This is a genomic window from Kandleria sp., from assembly GCF_017934775.1.
In the GTDB taxonomy this organism is placed as follows: Bacteria; Bacillota_I; Bacilli_A; order Erysipelotrichales; family Coprobacillaceae; genus Kandleria; species Kandleria vitulina.
In genome coordinates, this window is sequence record NZ_JAGBIX010000010.1 from 1 (window position 1) to 15,178 (window position 15,178).

At 32.5% G+C, this 15,178-nt stretch carries 18 protein-coding genes, 4 tRNA genes and 1 riboswitch; of the genes, 1 reads left to right on the forward strand and 21 read right to left on the reverse strand.

Annotation, left to right across the window (positions count from 1 at the left end; translation table 11 throughout):
• Nucleotides 1–2: 2 nt before the first annotated feature.
• The 15 genes from J6L95_RS01885 to J6L95_RS01955 form a co-directional block, all read right to left on the reverse strand.
• Nucleotides 3–95, reverse strand: a tRNA-Ser gene (locus J6L95_RS01885).
• 11 nt (nucleotides 96–106) lie between these two features.
• Nucleotides 107–182 (reverse strand) — tRNA-Phe (locus J6L95_RS01890).
• A 3-nt stretch (nucleotides 183–185) separates the two neighbouring features.
• Nucleotides 186–263: transfer RNA gene (locus J6L95_RS01895), tRNA-Asp, on the reverse strand.
• Between the two features lie 16 nt (nucleotides 264–279).
• A tRNA-Glu gene (locus tag J6L95_RS01900) sits at nucleotides 280–355 on the reverse strand.
• 128 nt (nucleotides 356–483) lie between these two features.
• On the reverse strand, nucleotides 484–1,134 hold the full coding sequence (locus tag J6L95_RS01905) for an SdpI family protein (protein WP_287457941.1): 651 nt from the start codon (nucleotides 1,132–1,134) through the stop codon (nucleotides 484–486).
• Nucleotides 1,127–1,402, reverse strand: coding sequence for an autorepressor SdpR family transcription factor (locus J6L95_RS01910; protein WP_029071357.1), 276 nt, complete (start codon nucleotides 1,400–1,402; stop codon nucleotides 1,127–1,129). Before J6L95_RS01910 ends, J6L95_RS01905 begins: the two co-directional genes overlap by 8 nt.
• Before the next feature lie 113 nt (nucleotides 1,403–1,515).
• Nucleotides 1,516–2,133 carry a flavodoxin family protein gene (locus J6L95_RS01915; RefSeq protein WP_287457943.1) on the reverse strand — a complete coding sequence of 206 codons (618 nt, stop codon included), beginning with the start codon at nucleotides 2,131–2,133 and terminating at the stop codon, nucleotides 1,516–1,518.
• 55 nt (nucleotides 2,134–2,188) lie between these two features.
• Complete coding sequence (gene ribH, locus J6L95_RS01920; RefSeq protein WP_287457944.1) at nucleotides 2,189–2,662, reverse strand: 6,7-dimethyl-8-ribityllumazine synthase; 474 nt, start codon at nucleotides 2,660–2,662, stop codon at nucleotides 2,189–2,191.
• Nucleotides 2,663–2,674: 12 nt separating this feature from the next.
• Nucleotides 2,675–3,886: a bifunctional 3,4-dihydroxy-2-butanone-4-phosphate synthase/GTP cyclohydrolase II gene (locus J6L95_RS01925; protein WP_287457945.1), complete on the reverse strand. Its 1,212-nt coding sequence runs from the start codon at nucleotides 3,884–3,886 to the stop codon at nucleotides 2,675–2,677.
• Nucleotides 3,887–3,898: 12 nt separating this feature from the next.
• Nucleotides 3,899–4,540 (reverse strand): riboflavin synthase, encoded by a 642-nt coding sequence (gene ribE, locus J6L95_RS01930; protein WP_287457946.1) that lies wholly within the window; start codon nucleotides 4,538–4,540, stop codon nucleotides 3,899–3,901.
• A 9-nt stretch (nucleotides 4,541–4,549) separates the two neighbouring features.
• Nucleotides 4,550–5,695 carry a bifunctional diaminohydroxyphosphoribosylaminopyrimidine deaminase/5-amino-6-(5-phosphoribosylamino)uracil reductase RibD gene (gene ribD, locus J6L95_RS01935; protein WP_287457947.1) on the reverse strand — a complete coding sequence of 382 codons (1,146 nt, stop codon included), beginning with the start codon at nucleotides 5,693–5,695 and terminating at the stop codon, nucleotides 4,550–4,552.
• Nucleotides 5,696–5,833: 138 nt separating this feature from the next.
• Nucleotides 5,834–5,947: riboswitch (FMN riboswitch) on the reverse strand.
• 61 nt (nucleotides 5,948–6,008) lie between these two features.
• Nucleotides 6,009–6,722: a DUF3592 domain-containing protein gene (locus J6L95_RS01940; RefSeq protein WP_287457949.1), complete on the reverse strand. Its 714-nt coding sequence runs from the start codon at nucleotides 6,720–6,722 to the stop codon at nucleotides 6,009–6,011.
• An 18-nt stretch (nucleotides 6,723–6,740) separates the two neighbouring features.
• Nucleotides 6,741–6,995, reverse strand: coding sequence for a hypothetical protein (locus J6L95_RS01945; protein ID WP_074623833.1), 255 nt, complete (start codon nucleotides 6,993–6,995; stop codon nucleotides 6,741–6,743).
• Nucleotides 6,996–7,107: 112 nt separating this feature from the next.
• Entirely contained in the window at nucleotides 7,108–7,422 is a 315-nt protein-coding gene (locus J6L95_RS01950) for a hypothetical protein (RefSeq protein ID WP_287457950.1), read from the reverse strand.
• A 144-nt stretch (nucleotides 7,423–7,566) separates the two neighbouring features.
• Complete coding sequence (locus J6L95_RS01955; RefSeq protein WP_287457952.1) at nucleotides 7,567–7,761, reverse strand: hypothetical protein; 195 nt, start codon at nucleotides 7,759–7,761, stop codon at nucleotides 7,567–7,569.
• 331 nt (nucleotides 7,762–8,092) lie between these two features.
• Between J6L95_RS01955 and J6L95_RS10880 the strand changes: the two genes are divergently transcribed.
• Nucleotides 8,093–8,260 carry a helix-turn-helix domain-containing protein gene (locus J6L95_RS10880; protein WP_353806777.1) on the forward strand — a complete coding sequence of 56 codons (168 nt, stop codon included), beginning with the start codon at nucleotides 8,093–8,095 and terminating at the stop codon, nucleotides 8,258–8,260.
• A 136-nt stretch (nucleotides 8,261–8,396) separates the two neighbouring features.
• Here the strand turns inward: J6L95_RS10880 and J6L95_RS01960 are convergent, their stop codons facing one another.
• From J6L95_RS01960 to grpE, 6 genes are all read right to left on the reverse strand, one after another.
• Complete coding sequence (locus J6L95_RS01960) at nucleotides 8,397–8,918, reverse strand: hypothetical protein (protein WP_287457954.1); 522 nt, start codon at nucleotides 8,916–8,918, stop codon at nucleotides 8,397–8,399.
• Nucleotides 8,919–8,941: 23 nt separating this feature from the next.
• Nucleotides 8,942–9,790, reverse strand: a complete 849-nt coding sequence (locus J6L95_RS01965; protein ID WP_287457955.1) for a hypothetical protein — start codon at nucleotides 9,788–9,790, stop codon at nucleotides 8,942–8,944.
• A gap of 715 nt (nucleotides 9,791–10,505) precedes the next feature.
• Nucleotides 10,506–12,209, reverse strand: coding sequence for a hypothetical protein (locus J6L95_RS01970; protein WP_287457957.1), 1,704 nt, complete (start codon nucleotides 12,207–12,209; stop codon nucleotides 10,506–10,508).
• A 9-nt stretch (nucleotides 12,210–12,218) separates the two neighbouring features.
• Nucleotides 12,219–12,647 (reverse strand): hypothetical protein, encoded by a 429-nt coding sequence (locus J6L95_RS01975; protein ID WP_287457958.1) that lies wholly within the window; start codon nucleotides 12,645–12,647, stop codon nucleotides 12,219–12,221.
• Nucleotides 12,648–12,661: 14 nt separating this feature from the next.
• Nucleotides 12,662–14,323, reverse strand: a complete 1,662-nt coding sequence (locus J6L95_RS01980) for an Hsp70 family protein (protein WP_287457959.1) — start codon at nucleotides 14,321–14,323, stop codon at nucleotides 12,662–12,664.
• A 3-nt stretch (nucleotides 14,324–14,326) separates the two neighbouring features.
• Entirely contained in the window at nucleotides 14,327–14,896 is a 570-nt protein-coding gene (grpE, locus tag J6L95_RS01985) for a nucleotide exchange factor GrpE (RefSeq protein WP_287457960.1), read from the reverse strand.
• Nucleotides 14,897–15,178: the final 282 nt, after the last annotated feature.

Below are 15,178 nucleotides of genomic sequence, written 5' to 3' on the forward strand. Positions count from 1 at the left end.
AATGGCGCAGGTTGAGGGATTCGAACCCCCGCGGGACTTTCATCCCCTGTCGGTTTTCAAGACCGATCCCTTCAGCCGGACTTGGGTAAACCTGCGCGTAAGTAAATGGTGGTTCCGGCCGGAATCGAACCAGCGACACGAGGATTTTCAATCCTCTGCTCTACCGACTGAGCTACGGAACCAAATGGCGGTCTGGACGGGGCTCGAACCCGCGACCTCCGCCGTGACAGGGCGGCATTCTAAACCAACTGAACTACCAGACCATTTGATAAAATATAATGGTGACGGATACGGGATTCGAACCCGTGAATGCATGCGTGAAAGGCATGTGAGTTAACCGTTTCTCCAATCCGCCACTGTTGTGACTCTTGCGTTTTTCTTGTGTCTCTCGCTGAGTGCTCACATATAATATCATGGCTTTTCTCATTTGGCAACAATTAATTTACAAAAAATTCATATTTTTTTGACGCATTTAAAAAGATGTCAATTACGACATCTTTTTTTGTTTTTATAAAATATAAACGAATAGATCATCGGTACAATAGCCGCTGCTATTACAAGAATGAATGCGATAACCATAGAAAGATTATTGAGTATTGAAGCAACCATAATCACGACTCCAACAATTATCCATAATCTGCTCGCAAAGCGATGTGTCTTATTCCAGTTCTCTTCATCATCCAATGTCCATGGCAGCTTAATGCCAATGACATAGTTCTGTCTTGTTTTTGGAAGATAGTTTCCAATTACTAGAAGAAGTGTACCCATAAAGACATTTGCCATTGTGACCATATTAATTTTTAATCCTAATGCATAACCATAGATTGTGATCATCATCATTAAAGAAACACAAGGGATAATCCATAATACAAGTGTAAAGATCTTATTAGAAATATGTTCAGCTTTAGGGCTATGCGCTGTAAAGAAGGCAGATACCCATTCTACTAAGACAAGAAATAAAGGAATAATAAATACAGTCATCCACTTTGATGTATAGCCATCAGGCTTACCATTAAAGTCAAAGTGCGTAGCCAATGGATCTGGCAGTTTATTCCATAACACAATACCAACTATCATGGGCAATAATGCAATGATGCTTGTTAAAAGCAATGTTTTCATATTTTTCTTAATCATTACTGTCTCCTCCTTTTAATTCAGAAATCCATAACATGATATCTTCCAACACTGTTGTATTAAGATGATAATAGATGAAATTCTTCTTCTTGGTTTCATATAGAAGATCCGCATTCTTTAATATCTTTAGATGATAAGAAATAGTTGCACCGCTCATATCAAAATGTGAAGCGATATCTCCAGCAGAAAGTGAACCCTCTTTTAATAGTTCTAGTATTTCTCTTCTGACAGGATCGGAAAGAGCCTTAAATGTATTAGCGAATGACATACAATTCCTCCTTATCTATTTAGATTTCTTTCTAAATAGATTATATCCCTTATATTCAGTGTTTTCAACACTATTTAGAAAAAATTCAAAATAGGAACAAGCGACGCTTGTTCCTATCTAATAAAATGAGTGGGCTGCCATTCTTCTTCATCTGGCAATCCAAATTGTTCTTTACCTAAAGCAATACTTTTCATCAGGAATGTCATATTTCTAGCTAACGCTCTCAAGGTCTGAAGACCTTCTAGATCTTTATTGGCTTCACCTTTTTCTCTTCCATGAACACTGTTCCAATATTGGCTTGATGCTACGGGCATACCGCATATCGTAAAATACTTATTCAGTTCATCGAAAGTGGAAGAACATCCTCCACGGCGTGCTACGACAACACTTGCCCCTACTTTCATACGCTTATCAAAGCCGGTACTATAGAAAAGACGGTCAAGACATGCGATCGTAGTTGCATTAGCAGATGCATAATAGACCGGTGAAGCTACAACCAAGCCATCTGCTTCCTCGAACTTCTTTGCGAGTTCATTGACAGCATCATCAAAGACACACTTTCCATTCTTATGACAGCTGCCACAAGCAATACAGCCTCTAATAGCCTTGTTGCCAATCATAACAACATCTGTTTCAATGTGTTCTTCGTTAAAGACTTTTACCATTTCATTCACAGCAACACTTGTGTTGCCATTTACACGTGGGCTTCCATTAATAATTAATACTTTCATCTTTTCATCCTCCTCATTTCATTATATTTCATAAGGAGTTTATAATATCAATATTTTACAATAAAGAAATAAGATTCACCATCTCAATAGCAGAAAGTGCACAATCATATCCTTTATTCCCAGCTTTAGAGCCTGCTCTTGCGATAGCCTGCTCAATGTTTTCTGTAGTCACAATCCCAAAGAGTACTGGTACGCCTGTTTCTAATGATATTTGAGCAACACCCTTTGATACTTCATTGCAGACATAATCATAATGACTTGTCTGACCACGAATCACTGTTCCTAATGCGATAATGGCATCATATTTCTTTGATTCTGCCATCTTCTTAGCGATAGTAGGAATTTCAAATGCGCCTGGTACCCAAGCAGCAGTGATGTTTTTATCTTCTACTCCATGTCTTACAAGACCATCTATAGCACCACCTAATAGTTTATTGACAATGATTTCATTAAATCGCGCTGCGACAATACCTACTTTCATTCCTTCTTTAGCGACAAGCTGTCCTTCTAATACATTGATTTCTTTCATTTTATTTTCCCCCTATATTTCTTCTTTAAATAGATGTCCCATCTTCTCTTGTTTTGTCTTTAAATAAAAGGCATCAAACTTCTGCGGTTTAATTTCAATTGGGACACGTTTCTTGATTTCTATTCCAAAATGATCTAATGCATAAATCTTCTCTGGATTATTGGTTAATAATTCAAGAGAATGAACACCCAAATCTTTTAAGATCTGTGCACCTACCCAGTATTCTCTTAAATCTGGCGCAAAGCCAAGCTTTACGTTAGCTTCTACCGTATCAAAACCTTGTTCTTGAAGAGCGTAAGCCTTGATCTTATTCAATAGTCCTATCCCTCTTCCTTCCTGTCTCATATAAAGAAGAATGCCTCTTCCTTCTTTTTCAATCTGTTTCATGGCCTGCTCAAGCTGTAGACCACAGTCACAGCGAAGAGAACCAAAGGCATCCCCGGTTAAGCATTCTGAATGAACACGGCATAAGACATTTTCTCCATCACCGATATCACCTTTTACTAATGCCACATGATGTTCTCCTGTAATATCATTGCTAAAACCAATCATCTGGAAATCACCATACTGTGTAGGGAGATGAGCTTCACCTTCTCTATGGACATGTTTATCATGAATACGAATATAATCCTGTAACGCTTTAATCGTAATAAATGTCATATTCTCTTGAACAGCTAATTTTTGAAGTTCTTCTGTGCGCATCATTGTGCCATCTTCTCTCATGATTTCGCAACATACTCCTACTTCTTTTAATCCTGCTAATCGACATAAATCAACTGTTGCTTCAGTATGCCCATTTCTTACAAGAACACCTCCGGTTCTTGAAATCAGCGGGAAGACATGACCAGGACGACGTAAGTCTTCTGGTCTTGTTTTTTCACTTGCACAAGCCTGAATTGTCATGCCTCTCTCTTCTGCAGAGATTCCTGTCGTAGTCTTGATATGATCAATGGAAACAGTAAAGGCTGTCCCATGATTATCAGTATTATCTAGAACCATTGGCGGTAATCCTAATCTTTCTGCATGTTGTTTAGACATTGGTGTACAAATCAGTCCTTTTGCAAGACTGGCCATCTTATTGATATTTTCTGTTGATGCAAACTCTGCTGCACAGATCATATCTCCTTCATTTTCACGATCTTCATCATCACTTACCATGATGATTTTCCCTTGTCTTAAATCTTCTAAAGCCTGTTCAATTGTGCCATAACGAAATTCTTTCATAGTGTCTCCTTCCTAGTATCCATATTCTTCTAACATTTCATAAGTTAATTCATGCTTTTCTTCTAATTGTCTGCTCATAAATTTCTGAACATATTTTCCTAAGATATCATTCTCAAGGTTGACATAATCCCCCACGCTTTTATGTCCTAGTGTTGTCTGTTCTCTTGTATGAGGAATAATAGAAACCTTAAAGCTTTTCTCACTTACATTGGCAACTGTAAGACTTATTCCATCAATAGTAATCGAACCTTTTTCTACAATTCCATCCAGAATCTCTTTTTTACATTTGATTTCATACCAATAGGCATTGCCATCTGGAATGATGTTTTCTATAGTACCAACACCATCAATATGACCTGATACAATATGTCCCCCAAAACGATCATCGGCTCTCATCGCCCTTTCAAGATTGACATAGCTTCCCTGTCTTTTTTGTGAAAGACTGCTTCTTCTCACTGTTTCTTTCATGACATCTGCATGAAAGTGATGGGCAGATAAATAAGTCACCGTAAGACATATTCCATCTACCGCAATACTATCACCGAGCTTTGTCGCTTCTAGCACTTTATGAGCCTTGATAGAAATTGTTCCATGATCTCCATTTATTCTTAGTGTTTCTACTTGTCCAACTTCTTCTACAATCCCTGTAAACATTTTTTCACCTTACCTTCTATAACAGATTTTTAGATCTTCCCCCATCTTTTCTACTGAATAAAGCTTAAACTCTTGAGCTTCACTCACTTCACTTACACCTTCTCCTCGTACCGGAGTCATTCCATTTCCACCAAAGATTTTTGGTGCTAAATATACTTGCACTTCATCTACGATTTCTTCTCTAATGGCTGATTCATTGAGTGTGCCTCCTCCTTCAATTAGAAGGCTATCTATTCCTCTTTTTCCAAGGATATTTATTAACTGCTTCAATGATAAATGTCCTTTATCTTTTTTAATACGAAGTACCTCTACTCCTTTTTCTTCTAGCATCTTTGCTTTGTTTTCTTCTACATCTTCACTACAGGCCACAATGGTCTTTATCTCTTTAGCTGTCTTTACTAGCTTACAATCAAGAGAAATACGTAACTGTGTATCGAGTACGATACGAATAGGATTAAGTGGTTTGACTTGATAATCTACCTTCTTGATAAAATCACTTTCTATTTCTTGATTTATTTGACAACGTGAAGTAAGACTTGGATCATCTGTAAGCACAGTGTTGATGCCAACAAGAATACCCATACAGCGATGACGAAGAAAATGTACATCTCTTCTTGAAAGTTCTCCTGAAATCCACTTTGATTGACCTGTTTTCGTAGCAATCTTACCATCCATTGTAGAAGCATATTTCATAAAGACATAAGGAACATTCTTGGTTATATAGTGAAAGAAGATGGTGTTGATTTCATCGCATTCTTCTTTTAGAAAATCTTCGATAACCTCGATACCGTGTTCTCTTAATATTCGTGCTCCTTTTCCACTTACCAAAGGATTGGGATCTCTTGATCCAATAATCACTTTTGAGATTCCATGTTCAATAATTGCCTCAGTACAGGGGGGTGTTCTCCCATAGTGAGCACAAGGTTCCAAGGTGACATACATAGTCGCATGCAATGCATCCTCTTTATCTCTTAAAGAGGCAAAAGCATTTCTTTCCGCATGAAGAGTCCCACATTTCTTGTGATACCCCTCTCCGACAATCGTGCCCTCTTTTACAATCACAGCGCCTACCAAAGGATTAGGATGCACGTATCCTTCTCCTAGCTTCGCTAAAGAGATAGCACGTCTCATATAATAAGCATCATCTTTTTTCATAATCTTTTCTCCTAAAAAAAGACCCCACTGCATGTGGGGCCATTCAAATATCGACACTACTCCCGTATAAACAAAAATTCCGAACATTTCTGCTCGGAACATTTTCTACACAAAAAAGTATGACAATAAATATCACTACTTGTTCTTCTTCCATCCAGACTGTACTGTCGGCATCGGAATTTCACCGATTCATGCATAATGCTCGCGGGCTTTACCGCCGGTAGGGAATTTCACCCTGCCCCGAAGATATTCAATTCTATATCTAAAGATAATATACTTCTAGATATTCGTCAATGACAAATAATTATTAAGATCAATATTTCAGTTTTCTTTTTGAATATACTACAACAATAATAGAAACAACAGTTATTAAAAGACCTACGACAAATATATCTAAATTAAAGTATTCAATACTTTCATGACGGATAAAATTACCAATGACCGCATTGATATTCAATACAGCAACAATTCCTCCAACAAAGCTCATAATCATACCGATAATGCTTGCATCCTCTAACTCATCTGCAGAAAGTCTTGGATACTTCTTTTTATGAAGAATAAAGAGTGGAATACTGATTAAAAATAAGAGTCCTGCCAACATAAAATTATACATGGAAGATGATAATGAACTTTTTGGAGAAAACATGTGCACTTCTTCATTATCACGGCTCACCCACACCTTTGATAAGTTTTCATTGGGCTTATCTACAAGTCCATCCTGTTTTGTATAATACATTTTTCCATCCGTAAAAGTATAATGAATAACACATGAATACTCTGTCCTAAAATGTTTTGAAACATATCTTCTTGTACTCTTTACATCTGTAATATAGCCAGGAACACATTTAAAATTTTTACTATACTGCGCTCCCTGATAATTTAATATTCCTATAAAAAGCATAAATAATGCAAATCCCGAAACAATTAAGTGCAAATACTTTTTGATATTTTCTAGTCCAAAACGTCCTATAAGATAATAAGCTATTGCACATGCTATAAAAATGATAAAAAGTATATTTTGTATCATAGTATTTCCCTCGTTTTCCTAAACAATAAAGTAATAAATCAATGAGCTAAAAACAAGCAAGGTGATAATACCAAAGATAAGAAGTATTATTCCAATTGTATTTAACATCGTAGAATGCCTTGAGTTCTTCCCTGTAAGTGTTAAAACAATTCCTGAAATAAGGGTTGTAATACCAACACTTCCAATTCCAAGAACAACACATAATAACGCAATAATTGCAGCAAAGCAGATTAATAAAAACAACATGATCACAAACATTGATAAAATTGCCATCTCATTTCCCCCAAACATAGATTCCCAAAATACATACATTTATCGTACTATCCCTTGAATTATGATGCAATAAAAAAGTCATATCGAGTATACTCAATATGACTTTTATTAATTAAACAAAAGAAAATGGTATCAATCTTTCCCAATATAAAGAAGTAGCCTGTAGTACAAATGCGATTACAATAGATAAGAAAACAACGACAGCCAATTCTTTTGGTTTTCTTCTCAAAAGAATTACCGCAATAACCCATGTGATAAGGTCCATATAACTATAGATTTGAAACCCTTGCGTAAGATTGACTGTCAATGATAATAGTGAACCTAAAATACCACTTGAAATCACTATTGCTATTTTTCCATCCCCTTTTGCATACCAGCAGAGCATTGCTAAAAAGGGAGAAACAAGAGTGAAGCCTACCCAGATCATGATATAACTTAATAGGAAAAATCCTGAAATGAATTTTGTATAAGCATAATATGTGATAAACATTCCTGTAAAAAATAATAGAACATTTAATCCTGCTCTTATTGGTGAAGCACTATATATAGATATAGCTAAGGCTAAAACAATTCATATAGAAAAACGTCCTAAATAATTTGACAGATCTAACTGACCAAGAATACCTGTAAGCTGATTTTCATCTAAGTACTTTGATAAAGCACCTAAGAATAATCCAATACACAACACAATAATCGTACTGATTATTTTTCTCTTTAAAGAAAGTGTTGTATTTTTGCTTCTAATACTGTTTAAATATTGATTCATTGTAATAACTTATCCTTCTTTATAAATTTAATTACAAGAAAACTATAATCATTGATAAATCTGAAATCAAATGTGCTATCATCGCATAAACAATTCCATATTTACGATAAAGATAGCCAAAATATAACCATAGCACCAAGCATACTGTCAGTAATGCATTGACTAAGCCCTTGTCTTTAACATTTCCCATCTTGATTTTAAGCCATTCTCCAAAAACGTTCAAACAACAACGTTTTTTTAATTTACCATAACAAGTTCAATATTTAAAAAGTTCATAGATCTCAAGTGTTAAAATGTAAGTGTCCAAACAAACATTAAACAATAGAGAACTATGAACTATAATCATCTTACCATAAATGAAAGATATTGTATTTTCCAATTTACACAAAGTAGAGTAAGCATCAAGAAAATAGTCAAAGCATTGAAAATAAATGTCAGTACTATATCAAGAGAAATAACAAACCACAATATTCAAACAGAAGGAAGCATATATAAATAATTGAACACTACAAATAACAGAAGCTTATATATTGTTTATTATCTCTCTCAATTAAAATTTTGCACCTACTAACATCATAAACATTAATTTCTCAATAGCTCAATCATAATTAATAATCTGTGTAAATATATACAACTTACTTTGCATTTACAATAAGAAAACAGAAGAATGCAACAATTACAAATGACATAACTGGAACAAGTTTATCCAATTTTTCACACAAGTCTGATTTATCATCTATTTTATTATTTCTTTCTAATAAAGCCATAATTCCATAATAAATTAGATTAAGGAAATATGAAACAGCCATATATATTGCAACTGGAATCATAATAATTACACCAATTACAAATCTAATGAGTCCAAATACTAGAAAATAGATATTACCACCAAAAATACTTCCAAAGAATAAATTTTCAATACCATTCCAGATATGAGATACTGCACCACTTAAAAATCCTTGAACGCCAGATTTTGAACAAATAATGATAGATGCACAAGATCCAATTAAAATTGTAAATACAATCAAATAACCCACAAATTGGCTTGTTCCTTGTGCCATTTTAGTCATATTCAATAGTAAAATCGATAGAATAAGACCGATTCCAAATCCCTTTACAGTTGCCATTAATAATTCCTTAAATTTTTGTCCATACATTTTCAATTACCTCCCAATATTTTTTAAATCATACTAGCTAATAAATTATAAGCATTATCAATTTTCTCCAAATATAATCCATTTGACTTTTCTTCATTTTGATCAAATGCTTTCATAAGAAGATTTTTGTGTTCTTCCAATGTTGATGGAGTAACTTCGTCCATACTATCAAACATATACAAAGCTAATGCTTTATCTACCTCATCAACATCTCTACACATCTGGTTATAAGTATCAATTTTTAATTGAAGATAATAACAAACTGAAAATGCTCTAATCGCATCAGCAAAACCATCTGATAAATTATAAGTATATTTGTTACTTATAATTCCCTTTTGTTTAACCTTAAGCTTTACACCATAGTTAATAACTGATTCCAAACATACTCGAGGACAAGATAATTCAACTGAGACGTACTCATTTCCTTTTACTTTATCTCCTAGAATCCCCTCTTTGTATTCCTCAGGCTTAAAATTTAAATCATAATCAGTTAAATCAGCAAAGCGTAATACTATATTGTCATCACCATTTGATCCAAAACGGAAAAGATTTCTTTCTGTATCGATAGCCAATTGATTACCATATACAACATCTGGATCAAATTGAGCTCTTTCTTCTTTTGTCGTTTCCTCCCAAGTAAGATAATCAGTATAATCAGAATAGCTCCAATTCTCTTTAGCGTAATTTATAATCTGTGGATGAATCTTACTCGCGCAATTTTTACATAAACAAAATCCGCCTGCTTTAAATACTTTTTGTTCAGTTCCTTTTAAAGCTTTCCCACAATCTCGACACTCATCTGGATGTCTGAATACGCCTAATTTGAATAAAACAACTACTACAATAACAGCACCTACTATAAGCCAAAACATAATCTTATTCTCCTCCTAAAATTTATTTCTTTTAATGTGTCACAAAATATTGATCACTTTTCTACTTTCTTCACCTTTCTTACAATAATATTATATCCCCCTAATCAAATTTAGTTTTCAGTTAAAGTTTACACTTACATAAACCGAATACTTAACATAAAATCAAGATAATAGCTCTCCATTAATATATTTAGGAAAGCAACATCTTTATTCTTCTACATTATTATATTCCGCCGATTAAAATTAGTTTTCAGTTAAAGTTTACATTTTAAACAAGCCAAACATTTTAACATAAGATTAAAATATTAGATTCCATTAATATATTTAAAAAGCAATATCTTTATTCATCTGTATTAGAAGCAAAAATTAATTGAAGCAAATTCAAACAACACAATTAATCCGTGCATATTAATAACTCATTTAAGTAATTTAACAATTGATTAAGATTAAATTTCTGATTAAAGCCATATGAATACAACTGAATTTTCTAATTACGAAACAAATCGACATTCATTCAAATAAAAATGTAGATAATATAAACAGTAAATGTAATTAACCAAATTTATAACAACTACACGAAATTAAAATTTAAACTAGATTTTTTTAATACACTTCAAAATATCAAGTATTAAACATATGTATAATCTTAAATTAATAGCCAAGCTAATAAAAAACTAAGTAATAATATTAATATGATAATCACTTGAATAAAGCTTTATAAAAAGAAATAACATATTCCAATTAACACTAACATTGATAGAATATTAGAAAAAATCTTAATAAGGTTTCTTCTAATAAACATACTTTTATTAACATTGTAATGCTTCTTCGTTTTTTCAAGCAATGTGGATAATAATTGTTTAAAAGTTCTTTCAAAACCAATCCAATCTGTTTTTTTATTAAAATCTGATGAAAAATCCATTAATAAAGATGTGCAAAAAATAGCCGGTAAAAAATACAATGTAAGAAGTTTTACAATTTGATGAATTGAACGAAGAAAAATTATAATCGAATTATTTTTTACTCCTGTAGTCACCCTCAAATATTCTAACCACTCTTTACCTAAAAATATTTTTCGTAATACTAACAAATTATCAATGCGATCAACCATAGGCAAGATAATATTTGTTAACAAAACAATTAAGATAAAAATCGGAATTTTAAACTTATAAAGATTGGTAAATATCAACTTAATAAATTCAAAAATAAAATAACTTAAAAAAATTGGCCAATAAACAAGGAAATGTATAAACATTACTTTCATCGGCAATTTATTATTTTTATTACGTCCGAGTTTCTTATCAATTTTATTTAATATTTCATTCTGTTTTGACTTCTTTTTCGCTTTACGAATAATAGAACCAATTCCAGAATCGCTTATTCCAAAATTATCATGTACAGGTTCATAATAATTTAAAATAAAATCCGTTACGTCCCTGAAGCCATAATCCCTATTTGCAATTTTCGCAATACCATTTATAGTAACAGGCTTCATGTCAACAAACGAATACATATAAGATGTTAAATTTGGGTATTTTAATAACAGTTTGAATTCTGGAATATTATCCACAACATCCTTATAATCACTTATCTTTTGAAGAGTGTTAAACAAATCTACTAACGGAACGTATTCAGCCCCATACTCTTGACGAACAGCATACACCTCTTTTCGCTTTTCAGAGATCATTGCTGCAAATTGCTTCGCATCTTTTATATGCTCAATTTCCAAAAAATCATACAAACTACGCCTTAATTTAGGATACTTTTGCTTCAATTTATTATTTTGAGATGCTTCTTCGAATTTTTCAACAACACTGCGTAGCTTTAACACAGTTGCTTCTTGAAACAAGTTAGTGATCATAGGACTCGATTCATCTTTCTTTTTTCCTTCTATTTCTTCAGTGTTTTTTTCATCTAACTTAGTATCAGAATCTTTAAGTCCTAATACTTTAAATTCCTTACGAAGCATTTTTAAAATGTCTTTTTTCTTTTTTTTCTCTGAAGTATAGTAATCAAAAAAGAATTCAACATCTTCTTTTTGTAATTTTTTTGTTGTTGAGATTATTTGAAAATACTCTCTTGCAAATTGTACAGAACCACTATCAAAAGATTGTGTATCATCAGCAGTTTTCTTTGAATTATTTTTATTGTAATAATCAAAAACTTTTTTTCTCAACTTCTCGTCTCTTAATATTGCTTCGTACTTCTCTGCCTTTTCAAGTCGTAATCTATCTCTATTTGCAATTCTTTCATTAGCCCCATTAACACTAATATTCCAACGTTTTCTTGTTTCAGAAATCTTTGTCTCTAATTCGTGTGCGTCAATATTTATGGAATTTATTTTATACAATTTAAAAATATTTTCATTAGCAATATCTACATCATATTTACTTAAAATCATTTCTTGTATATCAGCCATACAATCCTCCTAATTATTTCCTAATTGTCTTTGTATCTTGCATAAGATTGTATTATACATTTCATCAATGAATGCAGATGCTAATTCAGAAATAAATATAATAGCCCCTAATACCGCACTAATACAAATATAAGATATCTCCAAAACAAGTGTTCCCAATGGCCCAAATAGTTCTACTACAAGACCTAAAGAAACGAGTATTCCAAAACAAGTTAAAAACAATTCACCAAATCCGCCACTAACAAAACTACTTACAACTTCGGAAATTAAATACGATAAAATCATTGTATATATTGAAATAAATAGAATAGCAGCAGTTAACTCACCGGTAGACTTTAAAGCATTGCCTAATGATGACAATGCTTTAAAGAAGCCACTTAACAAAAAGAGTATTACTGAGCAAATAGAGAGCCAAAATATAATTAATGCTGATATCATAACTTATCCCCTACTTATTCAATTGTAGCCGAAGACATTCTAAGTGCAGCACTATTCATTTCGTTTTCACTCATTTGATTTGATAACTGGAATGTAGTATCAAGTTTAGAATGATTTGCCTGTTCTTCAGCAATTATATGAAGAATACCCGAATTATCCAATTGAGTTGTCATAATAACAGGTGTATTACGTCTTACAGGTTGTCTAAATTTCATTTCAAATTCCGTCAACGGTTTTCTATCATCAATTTCAATTTGCTCATCTGTTGATCTACTTTCATAAATTTTAATAGAAATACCGCTTTGATTATCTTCCAGTGTACAGAATGTTTCTGTACGTGTTGCAGGAAGTGTATCATTTATCATCAGCATATTGAAAATTCTATTTCTATTTTTGCTGGTATCATACGTTTCCAAACCATATGTTCTAGAAAGAACGTTTGTAATATTTATTTTAAATGCACCACTTGTAGATCCATTTGAAGAAAGAGCAAATTTTTTATCAATTTCACCTGTAAGAACATTTTCCTCTTTAACTTCCTCAACAGTTTTATTAGATTTGTTTGCTTCATTAATAAGGAAATCATTATATGCTTTCTCATTACTTGCATAAATTGCAGCACCTTTAGCAACTGCTTCATCAGGATCAGCAAGAGATGGAGTAACATGATAATCTCTTTCAATCATTGATGCTACTTGAGGCATTCTAGACGAACCACCAACCAAAAGTACTTTATCTATTTTAGAAATAGGATATCCTTGGTTAGCTGCAACCTGTAATACATCATCTAATAAGTTTTTAGTTCGATCTAAAATGTCACTTGTTAATTCCTCATATTTTTCACGAGTAAGTTCTTCACGAAAACGTCCCGCAGGGCCATTAACTGAGATGTGAACCTTTTCTCTTGATGTGAGAGATTTTTTCCATGTTTCAACATCAACATATAACGAAGAAATTGTCTCTGGATCTTCTGAAAGATCTTCTCCATATTCTTCCTCATAACGTTCTACAACATAGTCCATCAAAGCTTCATCCCAGTCTTTACCACCTAGTTGATCATCTCCACCTGTGCAAACTACAGAAATATTGTTTCCTGAAATATTCATCACAGTAATATCAAAAGTTCCTCCACCTAAGTCATATACAAGTACTGTTTCATTTTTATTTTTTCCTGAAACTCCGTAACTAATAGCAGCGGCTGTAGGTTCATTAATTATATTAAGAACATTTAATCCAGCTAATTCACCAGCAGTCTTTGTGGCTTGTCTCTCATTCATACCAAAATAAGCTGGACAAGTGATTACAACATCATTAACTTCTTCTCCATCCTGAATGACACCTGTTTGTCTTAGCTCTTCATTAGCATCTTTTACAATTTTCTTAAGTATCATAGAAGATATTTCTGGTGCATGATACGTTGTTCCATTACATGTAACAGTATCATTTTCTTTTCCCATTTTTCTTTTAATGAATTGAACAGTTTTATCAGGATCCAAATCTATTGATCTTTTTGCTTCTGTTCCTACAATAATATTTCTTTCTGATTCAATCATAACGACTGATGGTGTCGTGTGATCTCCTTCACTATTTTTTAATACAACTGGCTTTCCATACTCATCAATATAAGAAACACATGAATATGTTGTTCCTAAGTCAATTCCAAATACCTTACTCATTTTCTAATTTCCTTCCTTTTCTTTAAATTGATATACTATAACTCTTTCCGGAATTAAAACTTTATCCCCTTTTTTGTATCCCTCCGAAAGACTTTTTTTAATTCTTTTATCCAACATTTTATCATCAGTAGCTTCAACACGTGGTTGATGAATTGAAGCATCAAATTGTTCACCTGAGCTTGTAGAATAAGAATCAACATTTTGCTGTTCAAGTAAATCAGTTAAATCATCTAAAACATACTGATATTCTCTTTGAAGATCTTCTATAGAACTTTCTTGCCATCTTTCAGATTTAACAAATTTAATCATATCTTTTCTAACTTTAATAACAGACTTCATTAACTGATTAATAAACCTATCAGAAGTATTATTTTTATAATAATTAAGTTCATCATATAACTTATTTATCATATTATCTTTTACCTCTATTTGATTCTTAATCAATTTTTCCATCATTTGCCCTTGTTCTCTTGTGTTTAACAATATTTCAAGAACTTCATCTGAAACATCATCACTGCTTACAATTTCACATTCTTGATTTACTTCATTAGATAAATCTTTAAAATCATCCATAAATACCTCCTTTAATTTTACTCCATTAAATTCTTACTAAGGCCACCTAAATATATATTGTTGCTATAATTTTACGCTATAAATATTTTATTAATATATATTTAAAATATTATACTATGTATAATTCTAGGCTTTTTTTTTAGATAGCGTCAAGAATTTTGTGTAAATTCTTGATTCCTGTTTTTTTGATTTCTGTCTGATTTGTTTACTGCAGAAATGCAGTAGGCATGGTTCTATTCTTCAGTGACATCTGCATATGTGCAGATGTCACTGAACCAGAAG

Bases quoted from the DNA above. Each gene is read 5' to 3' on its own strand.
- J6L95_RS01980 (WP_287457959.1), bottom strand. From the start codon at position 14,323: ATGAGTAAGGTATTTGGAATTGACTTAGGAACAACATATTCATGTGTT.
- J6L95_RS01945 (WP_074623833.1), bottom strand. From the start codon at position 6,995: ATGGCAATTTTATCAATGTTTGTGATCATGTTGTTTTTATTAATCTGC.
- J6L95_RS01960 (WP_287457954.1), bottom strand. From the start codon at position 8,918: ATGTATGGACAAAAATTTAAGGAATTATTAATGGCAACTGTAAAGGGA.
- J6L95_RS01910 (WP_029071357.1), bottom strand. From the start codon at position 1,402: ATGTCATTCGCTAATACATTTAAGGCTCTTTCCGATCCTGTCAGAAGA.
- ribH (WP_287457944.1), bottom strand. From the start codon at position 2,662: ATGAAAGAAATCAATGTATTAGAAGGACAGCTTGTCGCTAAAGAAGGA.
- J6L95_RS01955 (WP_287457952.1), bottom strand. From the start codon at position 7,761: ATGAATCAATATTTAAACAGTATTAGAAGCAAAAATACAACACTTTCT.
- J6L95_RS01975 (WP_287457958.1), bottom strand. From the start codon at position 12,647: ATGATATCAGCATTAATTATATTTTGGCTCTCTATTTGCTCAGTAATA.
- J6L95_RS01905 (WP_287457941.1), bottom strand. From the start codon at position 1,134: ATGATTAAGAAAAATATGAAAACATTGCTTTTAACAAGCATCATTGCA.
- ribE (WP_287457946.1), bottom strand. From the start codon at position 4,540: ATGTTTACAGGGATTGTAGAAGAAGTTGGACAAGTAGAAACACTAAGA.
- grpE (WP_287457960.1), bottom strand. From the start codon at position 14,896: ATGGATGATTTTAAAGATTTATCTAATGAAGTAAATCAAGAATGTGAA.
- J6L95_RS10880 (WP_353806777.1), top strand. From the start codon at position 8,093: ATGAACTATAATCATCTTACCATAAATGAAAGATATTGTATTTTCCAA.
- ribD (WP_287457947.1), bottom strand. From the start codon at position 5,695: ATGAAAAAAGATGATGCTTATTATATGAGACGTGCTATCTCTTTAGCG.
- J6L95_RS01970 (WP_287457957.1), bottom strand. From the start codon at position 12,209: ATGGCTGATATACAAGAAATGATTTTAAGTAAATATGATGTAGATATT.
- J6L95_RS01915 (WP_287457943.1), bottom strand. From the start codon at position 2,133: ATGAAAGTATTAATTATTAATGGAAGCCCACGTGTAAATGGCAACACA.
- J6L95_RS01965 (WP_287457955.1), bottom strand. From the start codon at position 9,790: ATGTTTTGGCTTATAGTAGGTGCTGTTATTGTAGTAGTTGTTTTATTC.
- J6L95_RS01940 (WP_287457949.1), bottom strand. From the start codon at position 6,722: ATGATACAAAATATACTTTTTATCATTTTTATAGCATGTGCAATAGCT.
- J6L95_RS01925 (WP_287457945.1), bottom strand. From the start codon at position 3,886: ATGAAAGAATTTCGTTATGGCACAATTGAACAGGCTTTAGAAGATTTA.
- J6L95_RS01950 (WP_287457950.1), bottom strand. From the start codon at position 7,422: ATGATCTGGGTAGGCTTCACTCTTGTTTCTCCCTTTTTAGCAATGCTC.